19 protein-coding genes are annotated in these 23915 nt (G+C 40.1%); 7 read left to right on the top strand and 12 right to left on the bottom strand.

Annotated features, from left to right (window positions below):
* Positions 1-26: 26 nt before the first annotated feature.
* Both IGI80_RS03010 and IGI80_RS03005 read right to left on the bottom strand, forming a co-directional pair.
* Positions 27-230 (bottom strand): hypothetical protein, encoded by a 204-nt coding sequence (locus tag IGI80_RS03010; protein ID WP_438722640.1) that lies wholly within the window; start codon positions 228-230, stop codon positions 27-29.
* A gap of 266 nt (positions 231-496) precedes the next feature.
* A complete protein-coding gene (locus IGI80_RS03005; RefSeq protein WP_438722638.1) occupies positions 497-8089 on the bottom strand; it encodes a LysM peptidoglycan-binding domain-containing protein in 7593 nt (2530 codons plus the stop codon).
* 1103 nt (positions 8090-9192) lie between these two features.
* On the opposite strand from IGI80_RS03005, the gene IGI80_RS03000 reads away from it, so the two are divergent.
* Positions 9193-9753 (top strand): hypothetical protein, encoded by a 561-nt coding sequence (locus tag IGI80_RS03000; protein WP_002354788.1) that lies wholly within the window; start codon positions 9193-9195, stop codon positions 9751-9753.
* A 146-nt stretch (positions 9754-9899) separates the two neighbouring features.
* Here the strand turns inward: IGI80_RS03000 and IGI80_RS02995 are convergent, their stop codons facing one another.
* From IGI80_RS02995 to IGI80_RS02975, 5 genes are all read right to left on the bottom strand, one after another.
* Entirely contained in the window at positions 9900-12419 is a 2520-nt protein-coding gene (locus IGI80_RS02995; protein WP_002354793.1) for a sigma 54-interacting transcriptional regulator, read from the bottom strand.
* Positions 12420-12566: 147 nt separating this feature from the next.
* Positions 12567-13394 carry a PTS system mannose/fructose/sorbose family transporter subunit IID gene (locus IGI80_RS02990; protein ID WP_438722636.1) on the bottom strand — a complete coding sequence of 276 codons (828 nt, stop codon included), beginning with the start codon at positions 13392-13394 and terminating at the stop codon, positions 12567-12569.
* Positions 13391-14206, bottom strand: a complete 816-nt coding sequence (locus tag IGI80_RS02985; protein WP_002365419.1) for a PTS mannose/fructose/sorbose/N-acetylgalactosamine transporter subunit IIC — start codon at positions 14204-14206, stop codon at positions 13391-13393. The genes IGI80_RS02990 and IGI80_RS02985 overlap by 4 nt, the downstream gene beginning before the upstream one ends.
* 16 nt (positions 14207-14222) lie before the next feature.
* Positions 14223-14714, bottom strand: coding sequence for a PTS system mannose/fructose/N-acetylgalactosamine-transporter subunit IIB (locus tag IGI80_RS02980; protein WP_002354800.1), 492 nt, complete (start codon positions 14712-14714; stop codon positions 14223-14225).
* The gene (locus IGI80_RS02975; protein ID WP_129193298.1) at positions 14711-15145 is read right to left on the bottom strand and encodes a PTS sugar transporter subunit IIA; all 435 of its coding nucleotides are present in this window, start codon (positions 15143-15145) and stop codon (positions 14711-14713) included. Before IGI80_RS02975 ends, IGI80_RS02980 begins: the two co-directional genes overlap by 4 nt.
* Before the next feature lie 256 nt (positions 15146-15401).
* Here IGI80_RS02975 and IGI80_RS02970 point away from each other — a divergent pair, with 256 nt between their 5' ends.
* The 3 genes from IGI80_RS02970 (at position 15402) to IGI80_RS02960 (ending at position 18266) form a co-directional block, all read left to right on the top strand.
* On the top strand, positions 15402-16337 hold the full coding sequence (locus tag IGI80_RS02970; protein WP_438722633.1) for an ABC transporter ATP-binding protein: 936 nt from the start codon (positions 15402-15404) through the stop codon (positions 16335-16337).
* A complete protein-coding gene (locus IGI80_RS02965) occupies positions 16330-17100 on the top strand; it encodes an ABC transporter permease (RefSeq protein ID WP_002354811.1) in 771 nt (256 codons plus the stop codon). The genes IGI80_RS02970 and IGI80_RS02965 overlap by 8 nt, the downstream gene beginning before the upstream one ends.
* Positions 17101-17291: 191 nt before the next feature.
* Positions 17292-18266 carry a tRNA dihydrouridine synthase gene (locus IGI80_RS02960; RefSeq protein ID WP_002413934.1) on the top strand — a complete coding sequence of 325 codons (975 nt, stop codon included), beginning with the start codon at positions 17292-17294 and terminating at the stop codon, positions 18264-18266.
* 57 nt (positions 18267-18323) lie between these two features.
* On the opposite strand, the gene IGI80_RS02955 is transcribed toward IGI80_RS02960, so the two are convergent.
* The 5 genes from IGI80_RS02955 to rpsN all read right to left on the bottom strand — a co-directional run bounded on the left by IGI80_RS02955 (position 18324) and on the right by rpsN (position 21555).
* Entirely contained in the window at positions 18324-19859 is a 1536-nt protein-coding gene (locus tag IGI80_RS02955) for a zinc ABC transporter substrate-binding protein AdcA (protein WP_002387410.1), read from the bottom strand.
* Positions 19860-19879: 20 nt separating this feature from the next.
* A complete protein-coding gene (locus IGI80_RS02950; RefSeq protein ID WP_002383181.1) occupies positions 19880-20002 on the bottom strand; it encodes a putative metal homeostasis protein in 123 nt (40 codons plus the stop codon).
* A 33-nt stretch (positions 20003-20035) separates the two neighbouring features.
* Positions 20036-21010 carry a CobW family GTP-binding protein gene (locus IGI80_RS02945; protein ID WP_002367488.1) on the bottom strand — a complete coding sequence of 325 codons (975 nt, stop codon included), beginning with the start codon at positions 21008-21010 and terminating at the stop codon, positions 20036-20038.
* A 15-nt stretch (positions 21011-21025) separates the two neighbouring features.
* A complete protein-coding gene (rpmG, locus tag IGI80_RS02940; protein ID WP_002354818.1) occupies positions 21026-21175 on the bottom strand; it encodes a 50S ribosomal protein L33 in 150 nt (49 codons plus the stop codon).
* Between the two features lie 110 nt (positions 21176-21285).
* Positions 21286-21555, bottom strand: a complete 270-nt coding sequence (gene rpsN / locus IGI80_RS02935) for a 30S ribosomal protein S14 (RefSeq protein WP_002354822.1) — start codon at positions 21553-21555, stop codon at positions 21286-21288.
* A 200-nt stretch (positions 21556-21755) separates the two neighbouring features.
* Here rpsN and IGI80_RS02930 point away from each other — a divergent pair, with 200 nt between their 5' ends.
* The 3 genes from IGI80_RS02930 (at position 21756) to IGI80_RS02920 (ending at position 23907) form a co-directional block, all read left to right on the top strand.
* Positions 21756-22154, top strand: coding sequence for an OsmC family protein (locus IGI80_RS02930; protein ID WP_173973591.1), 399 nt, complete (start codon positions 21756-21758; stop codon positions 22152-22154).
* A 362-nt stretch (positions 22155-22516) separates the two neighbouring features.
* Entirely contained in the window at positions 22517-23239 is a 723-nt protein-coding gene (locus IGI80_RS02925; RefSeq protein ID WP_002354824.1) for a methionine ABC transporter ATP-binding protein, read from the top strand.
* Positions 23236-23907, top strand: a complete 672-nt coding sequence (locus IGI80_RS02920) for a methionine ABC transporter permease (protein WP_002354825.1) — start codon at positions 23236-23238, stop codon at positions 23905-23907. The genes IGI80_RS02925 and IGI80_RS02920 overlap by 4 nt, the downstream gene beginning before the upstream one ends.
* The last annotated feature ends 8 nt before the right edge of the window (positions 23908-23915 follow it).

Raw genomic sequence — 23915 nt, 5'->3', positions numbered from 1 at the left:
CGATTAAATGCATAGTGGCTTTTTAACTAGTTTATTAACTTTTTTTCTTTTTGGAACTTCCAACAATAAGGCACGTCGTATTCTTTAATGAGCTGGTAAACATCTTCTACGCTTAGTTGTAAACGATGCGCTAACTCATTCATGTTTAGATACGGGTATTTTAGACAGAGTTCCCGTAATAATTTCACTCTGCTATTCTGCCATTCAATTTCACGCTGTGTATGGCGCATTAACAAGACTCCTTCCGTAGGGCGCTTTTACTCGTCTGAAAAAGGCGGTTGCTTCGTATAATAGATTGACAAAAGGTGCATGACTTTTTTTCGTCACACACCATCTGCCATCCTGTTCACTATATCCACTGTTGTAGTCGTTAATTCTTAATTAATAAAGTTTGCTTTTTTTAATGATTTTAGTTTAGACGCTTCGTAATTATAGAGATTATTTAGCGTCTACAGTGGTAGGTAGTTTTAGTTATCCTAACTATTAATAGTAATTTCTATTTTTTAGCATTAGCTACATAAAGTTTATTTAGTTCAGACATCAATGCACTATAACTATCTTGCTTATTATACATATCAGCATGGCTATAATTATGATCATTAAACGTACTTGTAACATCGGCATAATTACTGTAAGTATAGTTATAACCATAAACAGAAATTGTAGTTGATGTTGTAAATTCTACGTTTAGTAATTTAGCTACTTCTAAGTCTATTAGTAACCAGTAAATACTTGTTCCTGCAGTTGCATAGCCATATGCGGTACCTAATCGAGATTTAGTGCTACTAATAGATGCTGGAGAGGCAGATGATTGCGCTAAATAGTAATTTGCCAGTGTATTAATAGCATTGATCATAGTTTTGTTATTTTTAATAGAATCAATTTCTTCTTGGCTTAATCCTGATGGACTAGAAGCTAATTTAATTATTATGTTTTTAGTAAAATCATCACTACTAGTGTATAAAGTGTATACAGAGTCTATAGCACCTAAAAATTTAGTAGGATTAATAGAATTCATAGCAATTAAAAATCCAGCAGGATCAGTAGAACTCATAGACTTAATAGTACTTAATTTTTCAATATCATTAATATTTTCAACATAACTAATAGCAGAATTTATATTATCTTCATTTGCTGAACTACTTCTCAATATACTAATAAATTCAGCTTTAGCTTCTTCTAATCGATAATTATAATCTTTCGCTTCCGCTGCTTTAGTTATGGTATCAATCTGAGCACCTGAGGTAGCGTCGTTGATTTGGTTAATATATTCTGTTAATTCAGTACTATTTAAAGTCGTTAACCGAGTAATCTTCGCTATCGCTTCTGCTTTTGGCTTTCCTATGATACTATCATTGTCTCGCTTAATAGCTTCTTTTCGTATGCTTGCGACTAAATCTGCCGTAGTTGCCATGTTGATCTGATTCATAAAGGCCGTTTTTTCTTCATCAGCTAATTCAGTTAAGGCAGTGATATCAGCTTGAGCGGCTTTTTTAACTATTATGAAATTATTTTTGGTTACCGCCGTATCCTTAGCAAAGTTAATTGCTTCTGCCGAGGTCGCATCATTTACTTGTGTGATAAAGGCCGTTTTTTCCTCGTCACTTAATCCGGTTAAAGCGGAAATAATTAATTTCGCCGTGGTGGCCGCGTTCACTGTTTCTAGACTATTGCCGATCGCTTTCGCTTCTGCTGCTGCTTGGATAGTGGCAACTTCATAAACTGTTGTTGCAGCATCAATTTGATCCGCCAAGGTAGTTCTTTCTACCTCACTTAATCCGTGTAAGATATTGATGGCAATTTTAGCGTTAGCTTTCGCTAATGAGAGGGCATTTTCTGCCGCTAATTTTATTGCATCATTTTGCGCTTTCACAATGCCATCACCCGTGGTCGCTACATCTACTCGGGCCGTAAAGATGGCTTTTTCCCCACTACTTAAATCCGTTAACGCATTGATTTTCGCTTTGGCATCGGCTTTAGTGCCATTCAATACTTTCGACATGATTGTATCAACCATCTGTTTGATTTCATCGGCAGTAGTTGCAGCATTGACTTGATCCAGTAAGTTGGCTTTTTCTTCATCATTTAAACCAGGTAAGGTCGAAATTAATGTTTTAGCCGTGTTTAATGTTTGCGCTTCTTGCAAGACTTGGTTTTCATTCGCTAGAATCGTAGCTGTTTTTTGGGCTTGTGCTATTTCTTCTGGCGTCTTTGCCGCGTCAACTTGGGCTAGTAAGGTCGCTTTTTGGGTATCATCTAAATCTTTTAGGGCATTAATTACCGCTTTCGCCGCTGCTTTTGTGGCGTTATTTTGAATTTTTATCACTTCATCAGGAGAGGTTGCTAGTGCTATCTGATTGATAAAAGCCGCTTTTTCAGCTGCATTCAAGTCAGATAGAGCCTCAATCGCTGTGGTTGCAATAGTTTGTTGAGCTTTTAAGGCTTGATGATCACCCGCTAATTTAGCGGCATCAATTTGTAGTTTCGTTACATCCATTGCGGTAGCAGCCACGCTTACTTGTTTGTTCAAGGCCGCTTTTTCTTCATCACTCAAGCCGGTTAGGGCTGTAATCGCCGCTTGGGCTTCCGCTTTAGCAAAAATCAATTGATTTTCAGTTGCTAGTTTAGTCGCAGCTAATTGTGCTTCCATAATGCCGTCGGCGTCCAGTGCAGCTGTAACTCGGGCATTAAAGATGGCCTTTTCCTCACTACTTAAATCCGTCAAATCATTAATTTTTGCCTGTGCAGCAGCTTTGGCGGTCGTTAACGCTTTAGCAGTCGTTGTATCAATCAGCTGTTTGATTTCATCGGCAGTAGTTGCGGCGTTGACTCGGGTCATAAAGGCCGTTTTTTCCTCGTCACTTAAATCTGTTAGGGTTGAAACGACGGCTTTAGCGTTAGTTAAGGTTTTCGCCGCTTGTAAAACTTGATTTTCATTGGCTAGCGTGACCGCATTCGTTTGGACTTGCGCCACTTGTTCAGGCGTCGTAGCTTGATCAACTTGGGTCAAGAGGCTAACTTTTTCCTCGTTGTTTAAATCCGACAAGGCGGAAATAGCTACTTTCGCATCCACTTTTGCGGCAATGAGCCGATTATTGGCGGCGGTCGCTTGGGCTTCTGCTTGGATATTTGCCAATGCCTGCGGAGTTTGTGCTATATCCACTTGGGATAATAAGGTCGTTTTCTCTGACGTATTCAAATCCGCTAACTCATTGATGGTGGCTTTAGCCTTGGCTTTATCAAGCGTAAGCTGGTTTTCTTCTGCTAATTTAGTCGCATCGATTTCGGCTTTCTTAATACTATCCACCGTAGTCGCCGCAGTGACCCGATCTAAAAAGACATTCTTTTCGCTCGTACTTAACTGTGGTAAAGCATTAATGGTCGCCTTCGCTGTTTCTTTTGTGATGGTTAAGGCTTGAGCAGTAATCGTAGCAATTTCGTCAGGGGTGTTTGCTGCGTCTAATTGCGTGATAAAGACCTCTTTTTCAGCAGCATTTAAATTAGGCAGAGTAGCAATCATTGCTTTGGCATTGGTTAAGTCTTTCGCCATTTGTAAAATTTGGTTTTCACTCGCTAGCGTAACCGCATTTGTTTGGATTTTAACCACATCCGCAGGTCGTGTTGCCGCCTCAACTTGCGCCAGTAGGGTGGCTTTTTCTGCAAGGCTCAAATCTACTAAAGTATTAATAGTGGCCTTTGCGGCTGCTTTAACGACATCTAATTGACTCCCAGGGTCTTTTGCTGCTAGCGTATTTTGAACAGCAGTCACCTCAGCTAACGTGTTTGCTTGATCAACTTGGGCTAACAAGAGGGCTTTCTCCGCCACTCCCAAGGTAGCGGCATTAATGGCCGCTTTTGCGGCATCTTTAGCAATACTTAATTTATTTCCAGTATCTTGGGTGGCGGCGTCTTTCGCTTCAGCCGTCATTTGAGCCAGTGCAACCGCCGCCATGCTTGTAGCCTGTTCGACTTGGTTAAGCAGGTTAGTTTTGTCCGCTGCATCTAAGTTGGTTAGGGCATTGATGGTGGCCTTCGCAGCTACTTTCGCGTCATTTAGTTTCGCTTCCTTCACTGCGGTATCTTTAGTTTGTGCAGTGTTTTGTGTAGTGGTGACATCTGCCAAGGTAGTTGCTTTGTCAACCTGATCTAGTAGGGTGTTCTTATCAGCTTCGGTTAAATCAGTAAGCGCATTGATTTGATCCTTCGCAGCGGCTTTGGCGTCATTTAGTTTTGTTTCGGCATCTTTCGCTTCCGTTGTTTTCGTTTGAACAGCGGCTACAGTATCTAGTGTTGTTGCACTATCGACTTGGGCTAGTAAATTTGCTTTTTCTTCATTACTTAAATCTGTCGCGTTAATGGTCGCTTTTGCGGCATCTTTCGCTTCATTTAATTTTGTTTCAGCTGCTTTCGCTTCCTTCACTGCAGTATCTTTAGTCTCTGCAGTGGTTTGTGCAGTGGTGACATCCGCCAAGGTAGTCGCTTTGTCAACCTGATCTAGTAGGGTGTTCTTGTCAGCTTCGGTTAAATCAGTAAGCGCGTTGATTTGATCCTTCGCAGCTACTTTCGCGTCATTTAGTTTCGCTTCCTTCACTGCGGTATCTTTAGTTTCTGCGGTGGTTTGTGCAGTGGTGACATCCGCCAAGGTAGTCGCTTTGTCAACCTGATCTAGTAGGGTGTTCTTGTCAGCTTCGGCTAAGTCAGTAAGCGCGTTGATTTGATCTTTCGCAGCGGCTTTGGCGTCATTTAATTTTTTCGCTTCCTTCACTGCAGTATCTTTAGTTTCTGCGGTGGTTTGTGCAGTGGTGACATCCGCCAAGGTAGTCGCTTTGTCAACCTGATCTAGTAGGGTGTTCTTATCAGCTTCGGTTAAATCAGTAAGCGCGTTGATTTGATCCTTCGCAGCTACTTTCGCGTCATTTAGTTTCGCTTCCTTCACTGCGGTATCTTTAGTTTCTGCGGTGGTTTGTGCAGTGGTGACATCCGCCAAGGTAGTCGCTTTGTCAACCTGATCTAGTAGGGTGTTCTTATCAGCTTCGGTTAAATCAGTAAGCGCATTGATTTGATCCTTCGCAGCGGCTTTGGCGTCATTTAGTTTTGTTTCGGCATCTTTCGCTTCCGTTGCTTTCGTTTGAACAGCGGCTACAGTATCTAGTGTTGTTGCACTATCGACTTGGGCTAGTAAATTTGCTTTTTCTTCATTACTTAAATCTGTCGCGTTAATGGTCGCTTTTGCGGCATCTTTCGCTTCATTTAATTTTGTTTCAGCTGCTTTCGCTTCCTTCACTGCAGTATCTTTAGTCTCTGCAGTGGTTTGTGCAGTGGTGACATCCGCCAAGGTAGTCGCTTTGTCAACCTGATCTAGTAGGGTGTTCTTGTCAGCTTCGGTTAAATCAGTAAGCGCGTTGATTTGATCCTTCGCAGCTACTTTCGCGTCATTTAGTTTCGCTTCCTTCACTGCGGTATCTTTAGTTTCTGCGGTGGTTTGTGCAGTGGTGACATCCGCCAAGGTAGTCGCTTTGTCAACCTGATCTAGTAGGGTGTTCTTGTCAGCTTCGGTTAAATCAGTAAGCGCATTGATTTGATCCTTCGCAGCGGCTTTGGCGTCATTTAGTTTTGTTTCGGCATCTTTCGCTTCCGTTGCTTTCGTTTGAACAGCGGCTACAGTATCTAGTGTTGTTGCACTATCGACTTGGGCTAGTAAATTTGCTTTTTCTTCATTACTTAAATCTGTCGCGTTAATGGTCGCTTTTGCGGCATCTTTCGCTTCATTTAATTTTGTTTCAGCTGCTTTCGCTTCCTTCACTGCAGTATCTTTAGTCTCTGCAGTGGTTTGTGCAGTGGTGACATCCGCCAAGGTAGTCGCTTTGTCAACTTGATCTAGTAGGGTGTTCTTGTCAGCTTCGGCTAAGTCAGTAAGCGCGTTGATTTGATCTTTCGCAGCGGCTTTGGCGTCATTTAATTTTTTCGCTTCCTTCACTGCAGTATCTTTAGTTTCTGCGGTGGTTTGTGCAGTGGTGACATCTGCCAAGGTAGTTGCTTTGTCAACTTGATCTAGTAGGGTGTTCTTATCAGCTTCGGTTAAATCAGTAAGCGCATTGATTTGATCCTTCGCAGCGGCTTTGGCGTCATTTAGTTTTGTTTCGGCATCTTTCGCTTCCGTTGCTTTCGTTTGAACAGCGGCTACAGTATCTAGTGTTGTTGCACTATCGACTTGGGCTAGTAAATTTGCTTTTTCTTCATTACTTAAATCTGTCGCGTTAATGGTCGCTTTTGCGGCATCTTTCGCTTCATTTAATTTTGTTTCAGCTGCTTTCGCTTCCTTCACTGCAGTATCTTTAGTCTCTGCGGTGGTTTGTGCAGTGGTGACATCCGCCAAGGTAGTCGCTTTGTCAACCTGATCTAGTAGGGTGTTCTTGTCAGCTTCGGCTAAATCAGTAAGCGCATTGATTTGATCTTTCGCAGCGGCTTTGGCGTCATTTAGTTTTGTTTCGGCATCTTTCGCTTCCGTTGCTTTCGTTTGAACAGCGGCTACAGTATCTAGTGTTGTTGCACTATCGACTTGGGCTAGTAAATTTGCTTTTTCTTCATTACTTAAATCTGTCGCAATAATGGCCGTTTTTGCGGCTTCTTTCGCAAGTAGTAACTGGTTCGCATCATCTTGCTTATTAACAGTGACTTTCAGGGCTTGGAAATTTGCTTGCGCTTCTGAAATATGTTCCTCTAATGCATTTATAGTTTGGGTTAACTGGCTAATATTGGCCTTTAACGTAGTAATTTGATTGGTCAATTCGTTTAGTTTTTTCTCATCATTAGCTAATTGGGTAGCAGTATCGGCGGCTGCTTGCGCATTATTTGCTTGACTTGTCGTTGGTACAGCAAGACTATTTAATTGCTTTTGCGCTTGCTCTAGCCGGGCTTGAAGATCCGTTATATGCGTTTGTTGCTCCGCTTGTTGCTTGGTTAGTTCTGTGACAGTATTTGTTGCTTGAACAACTTGTTCTTGTAACTCGTTTAATTGGGTAGCGTTGGCTGTAGTTGCCTCTAGTTCTGCTTGGATAGCCATTAATTTATCTGTTAATGCGGACCGTTGGTCTACTTGTTCTTCGGATAGGTTTTCTAACTGGACAGTTAGTGCTTGCTTTCCAGTCGTTAAATTCGTCACTTTTTGTTGAGTGACTTGCCACGCCTGTTCCGCAGTGGCTAATTGTGTGGCAAGATTCTCTTTTTCTTGTTGAGCTGTCGTAAGTTGATTATTCGTTTCGAGCAAGTGATTTTTTTGTAAGCTTAATTCTTCTTGTAACTGCTTAACTTGTTGCGTTAGATCGCTTTGTTGCTGGGTTAATTCCGCCGCTTTAACACTATTTGCTTGATTGACATCCTTCGTCAAACGTAATTCTAGCTCTTGCTTTTCTTGTTCAAGCGCTTCTTGTTTTTGTACTAAAGCAGCCAATTCTGCTTGCATTTCTAGCAAGGCTTGTTTTTTATCCGCTAAAGTTGTTGGCGCATCTACTTTAGCTTGGGTTAAATCAGCTCCTTGTTGGTCATTGCTCGTGCTTAACTTATCTGCACCATTAGAGATCGGTAGGCTTGGGGTAGAACTTACCGCTGTTTTGGGTAAATCAGAAGTTTGGTTAGCGAAAGTCGCACTAGGGTCTACTTTATCTGCTGGAGTTAGCTGAGCTTCTTTTACTATTTCTCCCTGTTGATTCGTCACTTTAATATGTGATCCATCAAAACTAATGGTGGTTCCTACCGGAACATGGTATTGGCTACCGTCTTCAAACCCATTGAGCTCCATCAATTTTTGCCATTTAACATTTACTGCTAGGGAAATATTATAAAATGTATCACCTTCTTCAAAAGTATAACTGGATTGATTCGCCGAAAGCTTAGCTTGAATACTCTCGACAGAATTAGCAGTCCATTCCGCCGCATGGACGGGTTCTGTATCCGTTAATATTAGACCACCTAAAACTAAAGAAGAAAATAGAAGACCTTTAATAATCCATTTTTTCCCTTTTTTATACATTTTGGCACGATATTTAGGTTCATTAGCTCGTATATTAGCCTGAAAATGTGCTTTTTTCATTACCAGGTACCTCCTTAATAAAATGTTAATAAATGTTTTGTCATATTTATACATAAAAAACTTCTAAACAATTAACTCTTTCATAGATTTTATTATTACTAAATGTTGCCAATAGATATGCTGAATTTCCGGATAAAATCAATGAACCTTCGATCTAATAACAGAGTCACTAACAAGCGAGAAAACAGTTTCTAACTATTTTTTATCGTTTCAATTATTTTAACTCCCTTCATACTAATACGACATAGAATCCGACTTCCTATTCTTCAGAAAGATTTGTTTAACTGCTTAAATAACAGAGTAGAGAAACAAATCAATAAAAATAGTTCAACTATAAAGCAGTTTCTACGCATTTATTCAAGTATACTAAAAACAAATAAAAATAAATTCTATATTTATCATTACTAATTATCCAAATAAAGGAGTTTCCTTACATATCAGTTTTTCGATTGATAACATGAAATTGAAATAAATCGGCAATGTATAATGTTAATTTGACAAAACAAACATATTCTGCTTAAGGGGATGAAATGGTATTTAATACTATAAAAAAGTACTGTCTTAGTTTGACAGTACTTTACCATTGATTGCTAGTTTTTCATTACTTATAGAGATTCAGTTAACCTGTTGGCTACGATTACATTTTTCATCGTATTCAGGAACTTTTTAATAGTAATTTAGCAGTATTTTTTCTTTATAAAGAAAATCCATAATTATATACAACTGGGTTTATCTCCAAAAAATATATTGATTTTACGTAATCAAAGTCAACTATCAATTTGGTCATAATTGGTCTTGTTTTTATACAATTTAGTCTGTTAGTATCCCTTCAAAAGAATTTCTATTTCTTTGAAATGTTGATACAACGGTATTTAAATGTATTGGAATGTACATAAATATAGAACGATATTTCTCAAAACGTTAATTACTTGGAGTCGTTGCGAACGTGTTCGCTTACTAATCAATTACAATGTTTCAAGACACTTTCTCGCAATGAGAAAGTGTCTTTTTTATCAATCTCTCTAACCCAACCCTCTCCAAAAAATGGTATCATTAAGTAATGAAACATAGTCATAAAAAATAACGAATATCGGAGGCAGAAAATGAGTAGTGTGGTTTGTCAAAGTTGTGGGGCGAATGCGTTTAGATGGTACGATACCGCTGATCAAGTGGTGGAATGTAAGTATTGTCATTCCAAGCAAGCTTTTATAAAAGGTATGGGCGTCGAGTCAGCCATAAAAGTTGTTGGGGGAAAAGAAGAAGCGGAGACGGATTCTGAATACCAAGAACGGATTATTCATCAATTTGGCTTGAAAGATCAAGTGATTGAAGTGAAGAATTATTCATTAATCGATATTCCGTTAACATTTATTGTTTGGTTGTATTTGGATATTTTATTAGGAGCATTGTTTATCTGTGGTGGTTTTCTTTCTAAAAACTATCGAGCTTGGTACGCCAATTTACTTCGTTGGCACTTTTATGGTTGGCGTTATACAAAGTCAGCGACTGAAAAAGAGAAGGCAAGTCAACGGATTAGAGGCAGTCTGTTGATTAAATGGCTACTTCAAGAGGACCCCGACAAAACGAAAAAATTAATAATGGTTGGCGTGTCCATCCTGTTCACTGTCCTGTTCGTTTACACTACAGGAAATGGCGCTGCCTAAACGAAATATTTATTGAAACACTTTCTGTTGATAGAAAGTGTTTTAACACAAAATAAAAAAAGTGGGCCATAAGTCGAAATGACTTATGGCCCACTAGCTATATTTTAAGATAATCATCTGAACAAAAGAGACTCTCCCTATAACCCTCACCGAGAAGACAAAATTTCATAAATCACATAGAGTTCCCAGTTGGAAATCTCTATTCGATAAAACTGTTCTAGAGTATAGAAAATGTTTTTAGCATTTTGGAAAAATGGTTTTTGGTTAATGGTTAGTTCCTCTAGGTTAGCAGGGATTTCATAGTCTTCAACGCCGAGCATTGTCCGCTCTACCATGAGCGCGTTGTGCATCATTAAGTTAAATTTCATTTTGCCGCTGAGTGTGAGGTCGAAGCGTTTTTCAATGTTTTTTGTAACGTTTTCGACTTGTTTAATAATGACGTCAGGATTTAGAAATTCTAGTTTTTCTGACAAGCCTTCTTTCGAGAAGAAGTGAACAAATTCGTTAATCATGCTATCGATGTTATTGGGATGCATCAAGTTTTGGAAAGGTTCCATCAACTGGGTTCCTGCATCTTCGTCTAACATGTCTAAGAGGTTCACGCTAGCAACATTCGTATGGTTGTCTAAGTAAGACGTCGTCAAAATGAGCGAGGTTTCTTTTAAATAATTTTCTTCGGCGTTGGCAATGTCTAACGTGTTCACCAAATCTTTGTATTTTAGGGTAATGACTTTAATATCAGTATACAGGTATTTTTGACAGATTTGTTTGATTTGCTTGGCAATATCCAGACCTGAAATACTAGAGACAATGATATTTTTTTCCACTGAAAAGCCTTCAAAGTACTGTACATCGGTTTTAAATTTTTTTTCAGCGGTTTTAGCAATACCATAGAAAAGTTGTTCGTTCATTAATTGATGACCAATTTCCAACGCATAGGCAGTGGTCAGGTTGTTGATCACCAAAAGTTCTCCAAGAATTTGCGGTTTCAAACTTTTATAAAGTTGTGTCAGGGAACCCATATCGACGAGCATAATGACGCCTTGTGATGTGTCCCGCTGAGAAAGCCACTCTTTAACTTCGGCGACGATATCTCTGACCGAAGAGGTTAAGGGCATGTTAATCGCATCAAAAATATAGGTACCACATAATTTGTTGGCAACGGCTTGAATACTTGTGGCAGTCGATTCACCATGCGCCACGAGGAGCGCTTGGTAAGGAATCGTTTCAGAAATTTCTCCGCTAAGTAATACAGATAAGAGTACCTCTGTCAAGAAACGGTATTCTTCTGGCAGCGGACTGACTAAGTTTTTCACGAGGGAAACCGTTCGCGGATAGTGTTCTTTTAACTGTGCTTGGACTGGAAGGAGCATTGTTTCGTTAAATGTTGGCGGTAAAATTTTCAGCAATTTGGCAACATCTTTCATCGGTTTTTCAGTTTGTTCAGGTTGGTTAATAATTAGTTTGTTTTTGGTTTGGACTTCCGTGACTAGGTTTTGTAAAAAATAATCATTTTCTAAGGTTATTTCATCGTCTAAACAATATTTAATGAATTGTGTCAGTTCAGTTTTTAAGTGGGCCAGTGTTTTTTCTTTTGTAAATAAGGCTTCAAATGTTGCGAAAATATCGGAAGAAAGTGTGTCTTCTTCTAACACTTCTTTGTCTAAAGGAATCGTAATCATTGGTTGAGTCGCATCGCCAATGACGACGGGTTGATTGGGCAAAGTTTTTCGTAATTGCGACGCGCAAAGGAGCTGCACTTTGTTGGATAAACTTCCCACGTTGCCAGGTTCGTCATTTTCTAATAATGCCGTAAAGATTTCTTCGTCCACGTTGATGTCTTTGGTCATTCGTTTCGCTTCTCGGTGGAATAAGTTTTTTAAAATCGCAATCCGTTCTCGAATGGGGCGCTCTTTGAAGTTCGGAAGTGAGACGATTACGGAAATTCGGCGATAAAAGGTTGGTAATAAGACTTTTTTCGGGTTTTCGGTGGTCGCAAATAGTAGCCGGACCTTGGAATGCACCATTTTTCCTTCTTCACCAATGGGACGGAAGGTTCCTGTATCCATAAACTGAAAGAGTTTTTCTTGGTTTTCGTTGGATAATCGATGTACTTCATCTAAAAAGAGTACGGAATTATTGGCTTGGGCCAAGAGTCCTTGCTTTTCTGATTCAGCTCCAGTAAATGCGCCTTTGGTATGGCCGAAGAGAATGGATGACAGTAATTCGGGATTGTTGGCATAATCGGCACAGTTAAAGGTGTAGAATTTTTCCAGGCCAATGATTTGTTCGTTTTTTAGATACTCATAAATCAGCTTTGCCAAAAAGCTTTTGCCGACGCCACTGGCTCCATGGATTAATAAAGGCATACCCAATGGGGGATACAACATAGCGGCTTTGCATTGTTCGATGGCTTTTTTGGCGCTGCCTTGGCTACCGATGTATTGTCGAAACACATCGGTCGTGGGGGTTGTTGCACGGGTTAATTGCCAATAAACGGGTTTTTTTCCCGTTTGTTGGACTTCACCTTTTTCCAATAATTTATTTAAGTATAAGCTGGTTACCGAGCGGCTTAATTGAATTTTTGTGGCAATTTCTTGTGTGCTCATCGGGGTGTTGCTGGTTTCTAAAATATCAACTAAGTGTTGGTAGGTCTCCAAGCGCATGATTCATCGTCCTTCCAAAAGAGAGGTCGGGACAGGGGTTGCTTCTGTTCCCGCCGTTTATCAGCTTTTAAGCCTGAGATAAAAATCACTTTGGATTTTTGTCTCAGGCTCTAAGTGTTTAATAATTAAATGTTTATTGTTTCAATTTTAACAGATGCCTAGTAATCCTAGCAAGATGCCTAAGAACATGATGCCAAACATCACCACGTTAACATTGACTTTTTTGCGTAATAGCCAGAAAGCAAGTAACGTCACGGCTAATGGTACGATACCGACGAATAGTTGATCCAAATAGTCTTGGATTTTAACTACGTCTTCGCTTCCTTTAACGGAAACTTCAAGAATCGTTTTGAATTTTACATTCGAAGCAGTCATACTGCCCATCATCATTAAGCCTAGCATACTCGATACTTTTGTGAGTATCTTCATTCCGCCTGATTCGTACATTTTTTGGATAAAACTTTCACCGATTGAATAGCCGCTATACAACGCATAATAGTGAATTAAGAACGCAGGGACGTTGTATAAAAGTAAGAAGACAATCGCCCCTAATGGCGAACCAGAGCTGGCTAATGAAATCCCAATACCGGCAGCAATGACACGCAAGATGCCCCAGAAGAAGGAATCACCGATGCCTGAAAGTGGCCCCATTAGTGAGGCTTTAACTGCTGTAATAGAGCTAGCATCAAAATTTTCGTCTTCACTGTTTTGTTTTTCCATCGAAGCAACGAGCCCCATAATGAAGTTATTGATATGCATGGTTGCGTTGAACCAAGTGGTGTGACGCACCAATGCCTCGGCCCGTTCTTCCTTGGTTTTATAAAAACGATTGATAACTGGGAGTAAAGTGTACATGACACCCACTGCGTGGTATTGTGTAGCTCCTGTCCGGCTAGCGTTCATCGTCCAAGAACGCCAGAAAACAGAGCGCATCATTTTTTTCTCTTCTTTAGATAAATTCTCTTTTAACTTCATGCGAAAAAGTCCTCCTCTTCGATTTCTTTCGCGCTGCCTTCAACCGCAGAAGACGCCGCAGGTTTTCTTTTTAGAATGTCGCGAAATTCTACATCCCGTTGGGCACTCACGACACAAATTACTGTCCCGATAACCGCCACCGCAACGGCTGGTAATTGTAGGTACGCGGTTAAAACAAAGCCTAAAATGTAAAAGACGGCTAATTTATTATCCCATAACAGTTTCATTAACATAGCAAACCCAACGGCAGGTAAAAGTCCGCCAGCTGCGCTTAAGCCGTTCATCAAATTTTGTGGAATGCTTTCAACAAACAGATTTACTGGCCCGCTTCCTGCTAAAATTCCGATAAATGAAATCGAAGCGATGATTAAATAATAAATGATCCACGTTCCGTAATGCAGTGTCACAACCATTTTTTGGTTGCCTTCACGTGCTGCTTTGTCAAGAGAAGGAGCAAAGATATTCATAAAGACATTTTTTAAAAACATCACCACGAAAGCGGCTAACATCCCAATTGGTACGGCTAACGTCATGGCGGCTTTTTGTTCGACATTTGAAATAATTGCAAACGTTGTGGCTAAAGTAGTCGCAGTTACAGGTTCCGCTGCGATAACACCACCGATATTAACATTTCCTAAGAAAATTGCTTCTAAAGAGGCCCCCATTAAGACCCCTGTTTTCATGTCGCCCATTAAAATTCCTGTGACTAATCCAACGACTAAGGGACGTTCCATCATACTTTGACCAGTTAAATAATTCCCAGCAAAACAGATAAATACAGCTAAGGCTGCCATTGTTGCATGCATAAGCATTGTTCATTTCCTCCTTTTAATTGACGGCTTGTTTTAGACTTAATTTTGAGTTGGTTGGCAGGACTTGGTTATAGCTTTCCACGTGAGTCAAACTGGCTAATTCTTTGGCAGCTTCTAACTCTTCAGGGTTTAATTGGACACTTGGGAAAACCATTGTTTTGGTGGCTGGATCTGATTTATCAAAGCGGCCAGCGTTGGCAACATTCACACTTTCAATATCTGTCACGTTTTTCGCAATTTTAGTAGCATCCGCTACACTGTTCACAATTACAAAAATTCGTTTGTCTTTACCACGAGGATCATTGAAGACATCAATCGCATCATCGACTGAGCGAATTAATAGTTTCATGCCATTAGGGACAGCCATTTTTAACGTCATTTGCATTACTTCGTTTTTGGCTGCTTCATCATTCGCTACAACTAATAAGGGGGCATTCAATTCTTTGGTCCAAACTACGGCTACTTGGCCGTGAATTAATCTGTCGTCTACTCGTACTTGTGTAATCATTTTAATTTCCTCCTAAAAAAGTTTTCTTCTTCATTTGATGGGTTTAATTCAACGAATTGAATTTGTGCTTCAGCAATTGCTGCTTGAATATCTTCTTTGGTTAGCTTTTCGCCTTCTTTTAAGAAAATCAGCGACAAGGCAATGGCTAAGTTGGCATTGGAAATGATAAAAACATTGTCTGGTTTTGTCGTCATGACTTCTTGAACAATTTTTTGATTGACACTACCACCATATAAATCTGTTAAAATAATAGCTTGTTCTTCTGCGCCAAGGGACTGAAGAAACGTTTGAATAATTGGCGTGTAGTCCTCAGGAGTCACATAGGCATTGATGACCGCCAGCTCTTTTCCTTTGTCTGCGAGAATATCCAAGGAACTTTGGAAGCCTTTCGCTAAGTTTCCGTGACTAGCAATTAAAAATTTTCTTTTCATTCTTTTCACCTCACTTTTATATAAAGCAAGTTCTGTGCCAAAAAAAAGAACTCTAAATCCTTGATTTGAAAGGGTTTTAACGCTCTTGAAACTGTTTAAACAGTTTCGAGTCAAAATAAACACGTTATTCGTTGGCTAGTTTGTTGTTGAAAAATAGCTAAGCAAAACTGTGAAATTTAATCAAAATAACCCCCGTTTTTATCGAGAAGTGTTACAATAATATTCATGAATATTTATACATTAAGGAGAGTTACGAATGACTGATGCTCTTGTGATACAAGATTTACGCAAAGTGTACGCTTCAGGTGTTGAAGCGTTGCGGGGGATTGATTTAACAGTCGAAGAAGGCGATTTTTATGCTCTTTTGGGACCGAATGGCGCAGGAAAATCAACGACGATTGGGATTGTGACCTCGTTAGTTAATAAGACTTCGGGGAAAGTCAAAATTTTTGGGTATGATTTAGATACGGAGATGGTGCGGGCGAAGCAACAGATTGGGTTAGTGCCGCAGGAGTTTAACTTTAATCCGTTTGAAACGGTCCAGCAGATTGTGGTCAATCAAGCGGGCTATTATGGGGTGTCTCGTAAAGAAGCCATGAAACGGAGTGAAAAGTATTTAAAACAATCCAATTTATGGGAAAAACGGAACGAACGGGCTCGAATGCTTTCTGGCGGAATGAAACGTCGCTTGATGATTGCTCGCGCGCTGATGCATGAGCCGAAGTTATTGATTTTAGATGAACCAACTGCAGGTGTCGATATTGAATTGCGCCGTGAAATGTGGGCCTTTTTACAAGAGTTAAATGCGCAGGGAACCACGATTATTTTGACGACCCATTACTTAGAAGAAGCTGAGATGTTGTGTCGCAACATTGGGATTATTCAGTCTGGTGAATTGATTGAAAACACCAGCATGAAGCACTTGTTAGCAAAATTACAATTTGAAACGTTTATTTTTGATTTAGCACCTTATACGCAGGCGCCAGTTATTGAAGGCTATCAAAGTGTGTTTGAGGACGAGTTAACGTTAGCGGTGGAAGTGGAACGAAACCAAGGAGTCAATCACTTGTTTGAACAGATAAGTCAACAAGGAATCAAAGTATTGTCAATGCGGAATAAGTCCAACCGTTTGGAAGAGCTCTTCTTGAAGATTACCGAGGATACGTACCAAAGGGAGGATCAACATGTTTAGTCTGTATTTTACTGCTTTAAAAAGTTTAGCTGTGAAGGAAACCAACCGTTATTTACGAATTTGGGTCCAAACACTGGTACCGCCAGTAATTACGACGTCCTTATATTTTGTGATTTTTGGGAAAATGATTGGCGGGCGAATTGGCGATATGGGCGGTTTTTCTTATATGGAATTTATCGTGCCAGGTTTAATTATGATGTCAGCCATTACAAGCTCGTACGCCAATGTTTCATCTTCCTTTTTCTCACAAAAATTCCAGAAAAATATCGAAGAAATTCTCGTGGCGCCAGTTCCAACTCATGTGATTATTTGGGGATTTGTGATTGGTGGCGTTGGTCGTAGTATTTTGGTCGGTGCGTTAGTCACCATCATTTCTCTATTTTTTGTGCCATTGCACGTTGTTTCTTGGCTGATGGTCATCATGACTTTATTGATGACAGCGATTCTTTTTTCTTTAGCTGGTTTGTTAAATGGTATTTTTGCGCAATCCTATGATGATGTATCGATTGTGCCGACCTTTGTGTTACAGCCTTTAACCTATTTGGGTGGGGTTTTCTATGCCATTTCCATGTTGCCGCCATTTTGGCAAGCTGTCTCAAAAGTTAATCCGATTGTTTACATGATTTCTGGGTTCCGCTACGGTTTCCTAGGGGTTCAAGATGTGCCAATTGGTATTTCTATGACCATTTTAATCTTATTTATTGTCGTTTTATATGGCATTTGTTGGTACCTTGTAGAAACAGGGCGTGGCTTACGTAGTTAAGCCTGACGTAAAAAGATTAAACTGTCTGAATCACTCATTCTAGCGAGCGGATTCAGACAGTTTTCTTGTTTCTAAGTATGCCTTTTTTGATTCTTCGTGCATTTCCCTGTATAATAGCAATGTTTCGCACCAGAATATGTCGACAATTGTCGTTGAAAATAAAGAAAAAATCAGAAACGGAGTATATGAAGATGAGCAAGAATTTTTGGGCAACATTGCCAAAGCCCTTTTTTGTTTTAGCACCGATGGAAGATGTCACTGATGTGGTCTTTCGTCATGTCGTGAAAGAAGCTGGGGCACCAGATGTGTTTTTTACAGAGTTTACTAATTCAGATAGTTATTGTCATCCTGAAGGGAAAGACAGTGTGCGCGGGCGCCTCGTTTTTACAGAAGATGAACAGCCGATGGTGGCACATATATGGGGGGATAAACCGGAATTTTTCCGTGAAATGAGTATCGGCGTAGCGGAGATGGGCTTTCAAGGATTAGATATAAATATGGGCTGTCCTGTGCCCAACGTGGCTGAGCGCGGAAAAGGCAGCGGGTTAATTTTGCGCCCAGAAGTCGCGGCTGAATTGATTGACGCCGCCAAAGCAGGCGGCTTACCTGTTAGTGTCAAAACACGCATTGGGTTTACTGAAATGGCGGAAATGGAGGCATGGATCACGCATTTATTAGAGCAAGACATTGCGAATCTATCCATTCATTTGCGAACACGAAAAGAGATGAGCAAAGTGGATGCTCATTGGGAGGTCATTCCGCAAATTATGGCTATTCGGGACCGTGTCGCACCGCAAACGACAATTACGATTAATGGGGATATTCCCGATCGTCAAAAGGGCCTAGAATTAGCAGAACAATATGGTGTAGATGGCATCATGATTGGCCGGGGGATTTTTAAAAATCCTTATGCCTTTGAAAAAGAACCCAAAACGCATACGCCACAAGAATTGCTGGGCTTGCTACGTTTACAATTGGATTTGCAAGACAAGTATGCAGAATTGGTGCCTCGCTCCATCGTTGGGCTGCATCGCTTCTTCAAAATTTATGTCAAAGGCTTTCCAGGTGCCAGTGATTTAAGAGCACAATTAATGAATACAAAATCAACGGATGAAGTGCGCCAGTTGTTAGCGACGTTTGAAGCAGAACATGGTGTGCTTGACTAAATAAAAAAAGAGAGGAGGCAGCATTTTAGCTAATGCTGCCTCCTCTCTTTTGAATGTTTAATGCGCAATCATTTCTTGGGCAATTTCTTGTTTACTTAAGTCGCTTGGATAATACGTTGGCCAGTTGTCCATTTCATTGAACAGACTTTCTTGGCTATCGCCGCCGAAGAAGATGTGGAAATGAGCGGCTTTCGTTGGTGCAATGTTGTGGTCGCTAAATTGGACGTATTTAAACCGCCCAGCATTGGCATCGTCTGTTTCAAAAAGGAAACGGACGCCACGGTTGCCTTTTGCATAGTTTAAAATTTTATAACCGGCTGCTTTATAGGTGAATTTTTGTGGTTTGCCATTGACCAGAAATTCAATGGTGGAATCAGTGATGTTGATGTGGTCGACATCGGTTTGATAGCCGGCATCATAGTAGGTTTTGTATTCGGCTGGTGTTTTATCTTTTTTCAGTTTCGCTTTGTAATCGAAGACTTGGTCTAATGTGCCATCTTTTAATAAAGGATAGACGGATTGCCAATTTCCAGCGTAATCTGTCAGTGTTCTCTCAGCCACCTCACTGTCTTTGAAATATCCGTTAGCCACGGTTTTTTCTGTTTTTTCAGAGGTTTCTGGCTGAACCTCTTTCCCGGCTGTATCTGTTGTTTTTTTCAAAGCAGTTAAGTTTTCTTTCATTACAGAAAGATAATCTTCGCCATTGTCCATTTGTTTTTGTGTCAAACTTTCTAGCGGGTTTAGGACTTCCAATTGAACATTCGCTTCGTCAGCTAACGTTTTAGCAATTTTATCGTTGGCATTTTTTTCAAAATAAATATAGCGAATTTGGTTGTCTGTGACATATTTTTTCAACTCTGCCAAGCGCCCTGCGGTTGGCTCTTGTTCAGGTGTTAAACCAGCTATTGGCACTTGTTTTAAGCCGTAATCTAAGGCAAGATAACCAAATGCAGCATGTTGGGTAACAAAACTTTTTTGCTTAGCGTCTTTCAAAGCTGTTTGGAACTCTTTGTCTAAGGCTGTTAATTTTGTTAAGTATTTTTCTGCGTTTGTTTCAAATGTTTTGGCTTTTTTAGGGTAAAGTTTGACTAATTGTTCTTTGATGTTTGTGACTTCTTGGATGGCACGATGGGGCGAAACCCAAGTATGCGGATCTAATTCATGGTGGTGGCCTTCTTCGCCGTGTTCGTGGTCATGGTCGTGTCCGTCTTCGTCACTGCCAGGAAGTAAGACCATGTTTTCGGTACCTTTAATGACGTTCGGGGCTCCTTTTTTCCAGCCTTTAGCAGCTTTTGGTACCCAAGATTCCATATTTTCATTGTGGTAAACGAAAACATCCGCATCATGGATGGTAGCCATATCTTTGGCGGATGGTTCATAATCGTGTGGTTCAGAACCAGCAGGGATTAACAATTTGACGTCTCCTTCATCGCCTACAATATTTTTAGTGAAATCGTACATAGGATAAAAAGTCGTGACAATGGATAGTTTTTCTTTACCGTCAGCGGTTTTATCAGAGGTGTTTGTTTTGCCGCAAGCGCCGAAAAGGATTAGCGATAAGGCGGCTAACAGGGGAAGAGTAAATTTTTTCATAGGTGTGCTCCTTTAGTGAATTACGCAATTTTCTTTTGTTTATTGCGCTTATGTTCTTTAATGATTTTAAGTGCGCGTTTTCGTGTTTTGATGTTGGGACTTTTCAGTCGACGATAAGCGCTAGATAAGTCAGTTTTTTCCATTATATATAGGACCTCCATTTCGTAAAAAATAATTTACGGAGTAGCTATTTTGTTGAGGGTTTGAAAGGTTTCTTGAATTTTTTTTGTCTCTAATTCTTTGCCAATCAGAACAATTGTCGTTTCTTGAGGGGGTTGATTCGTCATTTGAAAGGCCACTTGCTGGTTGACGCCTTGCATGGCAATGGCCAAGTCATGCTCCTGTAAGGCGAGAATCCCTTTGAAACGGTATAACTTTTCCTGATGTGTATACATTAACCAATCAAGCCAACGAGTGAAAAGAGGTTCGTTGAGGGCTGAGGACGCCGTTAACGTAAGGGAGTGAAAGGTATGGTGATGATGCTCGTGGGCGTGCTCATGCGGGGAATGAGTCATTTCGTGTTCTGTAAGTGTTGCCGTAAACTTATTTAATTGAAAAAAGTCACTAGCCAAAAGAGGCTCGTTGGCTTGAAAGGATAAAATATCAGCAAAAGGATTAATGGTACGAAGGGTTTCTTGGAACGTTGGTAGCTGAGTGCTGTCTGCTGGTTCCTTGACAGAAAAAAAGAGGCGATCTGCTAAGGCCAGTTGTTTGATGGCTTCGGCTTCTTGAAGTTGCTGTTGCCAATGATGCCCATCAACGACCGTTAAGAGACTGTCTATATAGAAATGATTTTTGATGTGCGGGGTCGTTAAAATTGTTTGAATGATTGGTTGCGGATCAGCAATGCCCGTTGTTTCTAAAATGACTTGGGCAATGGGTTGTTGTTCTTCTTGGTACACTTCTAAGATTGCTGATAAAGAGGCAAGAAGATCTCCTCGTAAGCTGCAGCACATGCAACCGTTATTTAATTGAATAATTCGTTCCGTGGTTTGTAAAAGTAATGCGTGGTCAACGCCTGTTTGACCAAATTCATTTTCAATAATAATAATTTCTTCTTTAGGGAACGGTGACTGCGCAAGCGCATGGTTAATTAAGGTTGTTTTTCCTGCGCCTAAAAAGCCAGAAACAATGGTGATTGGAATGCCCATCAAGTTTTCCTCCTGTTATTTGACTTCAGTGAAAAGTGCGCGGCGCCGTAATTTTGGTGAATATTTTTTCAGCTGTAATTTTTCTGGTGTATTTCGTTTGTTTTTACTTGTTAAGTAAAGGCGCTCGCCAGTTTCAGCGCAAGCTAACGTAATGGTTTGGCGCATAGTGCCGTCCTCCAATTTGATTTTTTTAATTGCGTATAAAAGATAAAGGGGGCTGCGAGGTCAGCCCAAATGCGACTGTCCTCGCTAGTTGTCTTTATCGAAATAATGAGTTACCAGCTTGCTTTTTTGACGCCAGGAATCAAGCCTTGGTGAGCCAATTCACGGAAACGAATACGAGACATGCCAAATTTACGCATGTAGCCACGTGGGCGCCCATCTGTTTGATCGCGGAGTTTTAAGCGACTTGGATGAGCATCTTTTGGCAATTTGCTAAGACCTTCATAATCGCCAGCTTCTTTTAAGGCTTGGCGAATAGGCGCATATTTTGCAATCATTGCTTGTTGTTTTTTTGCTTTAGCAATTTTTGATTTTTTAGCCATAAGGCACTTCCTTTCTTTTTGGATTTATAAAATCTAAATCGTAATGGTTACGATTTGAACGGAAGTATATTATCAGGTGTTGCGTTGTTTGTCAAGTGAGAATTTCGTTTTTTTTAGGACTTGCTAAGTTGAGAAGTTAGAAATGTTTGTTTTAATGCTGTTTTGTAGTATCTTTTAAGAAAGAGTAAAAAGGAGTGAAGATGGCAATGGTAGAACGTTTGACGATTGTTCGTGGTGTGGAAAAATTTGAATTACAAACGAAAACAGCGCGCTGGGTGTTAGCAAAAGAAGAGGGATACTCGCCAGTTCAAATGCTCGTTTCGGCAATTGGCGCTTGTGGGGGGTACGTGTATCAATCCGTTTTGGAAAATTCGCACATTCCCTTTGAGTTTGAAAAAATAGAAGTCACGTATTCAAGAGAAGTAGAGAGACGCGCACAACCATTAAAACAGGTGACGATTCTCTTTTATGTGTCTGTTCCAGAAGCCTTTCAAGCACGGGCGACACGGTGTTTGAAGCTTGTCTCCCCAAACTGTCCAGTGATTCAATCATTGGCTGAAAGAATTACTGTCGAAGAAACAGTTGTATTTAAAAAGTAAACTATTAGAGACATTATCGTTACGAGCGCTTTTCCCTTTTTGGATGCCTCGTTTCTGAGAATGTCTTTTTTTAGTAGGAGCGTGGGGAAATAGCTGTAGAAACAGGAAATTTTTAATTCATTTGTACAAAATAATACAGACAAAAAACAGATAGTGTTTTTTTCACAAATAAAAAGGTTGCTTTTTTTTCTGTTTTAGTAGATGATGTAAGTAGTTACATCTCTGATATAACGCTGTTTTTCGAAACGTGTGTTATTTTTTAATTCGTAATAGTTTTTTTAAATCGTTTCACAGAATTACTTTAATTGTTATACAGTTTTTTTAGTTGTTATAGTTTGTTTGTCGGCCTTTAGGAGGTAATCATGATTGAGTTAGTGAATGTGTCGAAAGTCTATCAAGAGACACACGCGTTAAAAAATATTCACTTTTCTGTCCAACCAGGAGAAATCGTTGGGATTGTTGGGAAAAGTGGCTCTGGCAAGTCCACGTTGTTACGTTTGTTGAATTTAATGGAACAACCGAGTGAAGGGGAGATTCGTATTGATGGCAGAAATGTTCAAACCTTCTCTAAAAAAGAAGTTCGCCAGCAGCAACAACAAATGGGGATGGTATTTCAGCATTACAATTTGTTAGAAAATTTGAAAATTTATGATAATGTTGCGTTGCCTTTGAAACTTTTAAAAGAGAAACAGCCTGAAAAAATTGAGCGTTTATTAACGTTTGTTGATATGGCCCATAAGGCAGAAGCGTATCCTGCTCAGCTTTCTGGTGGGGAAAAACAGCGTGTCTCTATTGCTCGAGCGTTGAGCCGTAATCCAAAATGGTTATTATGTGACGAGGCAACGAGTTCATTAGATGAAGAAAATACAGAAAGTGTCGTTCGACTATTACATAAGACGCATCAGGAATTCCGACCGACTATTTTCTTTGTCAGTCACGAATTAGAAACCGTGAAGCGCTTATGTAATCGTATCTTAGTGATGGAAAAAGGTCAGTTAATTGGCGAATTTCTGAATAATCCTCAGCAATATGAGGAAGAACCGCTTTCCTATTTAGAAAAAGTGGAAAGGAGTTTGCGTCCATGACTTTTTCAGAAACCTTTGCCGAATATTGGCCATCTATGCTGATTGGTTTAAAAGAAACAGGGATTATGATGTCGATTTCGATGGCTATCTGTTTGCTTGTCGGCTTGCCTTTAGGATTAGGACTATTTTTGGCTAATCCGAAAGTCAAAGGGCATCAACCTTGGCTGTACTGGGTTTTAAATTTCATTGTAACTGTTATTCGCTCGTTTCCTTATTTATTATTTGTGATTGCGTTGATTCCAGTCACTCGTTCTGTTTTAGGAAAGGCGTTTGGCCCAATTCCTTCATCTGTGCCATTGAGTATTGTTGCGATCGCGATTTTTGCTCGCTTGGTTGAACAAGTGCTGTTGGATGTTCCAGAAGAAATTTATTTTTTAGCTAATTCGTTAGGCACCTCGAAAGTCCAATACATTTGGCACTTTTTATTGGTGGAAGCACGTAGCGGATTAGTCCTTGCTTACACAACCACGACAGTGAGTATGGTTTCATATTCCACGGTGATGGGTGTTGTTGGTGGCGGCGGGATTGGCGATTTTGCAGTTCGTGTCGGGTATCAACGGTATGAATACGGTATTATGTATGTTGCCATTGTAATTATGATTGCACTGGTCTTCATTTTACAAATGCTTGGGAACTTCATTGCCCAAAAACTAGACAAAAGAAAGTAGGAGGACAA

It is taken from the genome of Enterococcus sp. DIV1420a (genome assembly GCF_051712165.1).
Classification (GTDB): Bacteria; Bacillota; Bacilli; order Lactobacillales; family Enterococcaceae; genus Enterococcus; species Enterococcus faecalis.
This window is presented reverse-complemented; position numbering and strand designations above follow the sequence as displayed.

Excerpts from the sequence above, each read along its gene's own strand:
- IGI80_RS02990 (WP_438722636.1), bottom strand. The coding sequence starts at position 13,394 with ATGAAGTTAAAAGAGAATTTATCTAAAGAAGAGAAAAAAATGATGCGC.
- rpsN (WP_002354822.1), bottom strand. The coding sequence starts at position 21,555 with ATGGCTAAAAAATCAAAAATTGCTAAAGCAAAAAAACAACAAGCAATG.
- IGI80_RS03005 (WP_438722638.1), bottom strand. The coding sequence starts at position 8,089 with ATGAAAAAAGCACATTTTCAGGCTAATATACGAGCTAATGAACCTAAA.
- IGI80_RS03000 (WP_002354788.1), top strand. The coding sequence starts at position 9,193 with ATGAGTAGTGTGGTTTGTCAAAGTTGTGGGGCGAATGCGTTTAGATGG.
- IGI80_RS02975 (WP_129193298.1), bottom strand. The coding sequence starts at position 15,145 with ATGAAAAGAAAATTTTTAATTGCTAGTCACGGAAACTTAGCGAAAGGC.
- IGI80_RS02945 (WP_002367488.1), bottom strand. The coding sequence starts at position 21,010 with ATGGGCATTCCAATCACCATTGTTTCTGGCTTTTTAGGCGCAGGAAAA.
- IGI80_RS02925 (WP_002354824.1), top strand. The coding sequence starts at position 22,517 with ATGATTGAGTTAGTGAATGTGTCGAAAGTCTATCAAGAGACACACGCG.
- IGI80_RS02920 (WP_002354825.1), top strand. The coding sequence starts at position 23,236 with ATGACTTTTTCAGAAACCTTTGCCGAATATTGGCCATCTATGCTGATT.
- IGI80_RS02985 (WP_002365419.1), bottom strand. The coding sequence starts at position 14,206 with ATGCTTATGCATGCAACAATGGCAGCCTTAGCTGTATTTATCTGTTTT.
- IGI80_RS02965 (WP_002354811.1), top strand. The coding sequence starts at position 16,330 with ATGTTTAGTCTGTATTTTACTGCTTTAAAAAGTTTAGCTGTGAAGGAA.
- IGI80_RS02930 (WP_173973591.1), top strand. The coding sequence starts at position 21,756 with ATGGCAATGGTAGAACGTTTGACGATTGTTCGTGGTGTGGAAAAATTT.
- IGI80_RS02955 (WP_002387410.1), bottom strand. The coding sequence starts at position 19,859 with ATGAAAAAATTTACTCTTCCCCTGTTAGCCGCCTTATCGCTAATCCTT.
- IGI80_RS02995 (WP_002354793.1), bottom strand. The coding sequence starts at position 12,419 with ATGCGCTTGGAGACCTACCAACACTTAGTTGATATTTTAGAAACCAGC.
- IGI80_RS02970 (WP_438722633.1), top strand. The coding sequence starts at position 15,402 with ATGACTGATGCTCTTGTGATACAAGATTTACGCAAAGTGTACGCTTCA.
- IGI80_RS02950 (WP_002383181.1), bottom strand. The coding sequence starts at position 20,002 with ATGGAAAAAACTGACTTATCTAGCGCTTATCGTCGACTGAAAAGTCCC.
- IGI80_RS02960 (WP_002413934.1), top strand. The coding sequence starts at position 17,292 with ATGAGCAAGAATTTTTGGGCAACATTGCCAAAGCCCTTTTTTGTTTTA.
- IGI80_RS03010 (WP_438722640.1), bottom strand. The coding sequence starts at position 230 with ATGCGCCATACACAGCGTGAAATTGAATGGCAGAATAGCAGAGTGAAA.
- IGI80_RS02980 (WP_002354800.1), bottom strand. The coding sequence starts at position 14,714 with ATGATTACACAAGTACGAGTAGACGACAGATTAATTCACGGCCAAGTA.
- rpmG (WP_002354818.1), bottom strand. The coding sequence starts at position 21,175 with ATGCGCCAAACCATTACGTTAGCTTGCGCTGAAACTGGCGAGCGCCTT.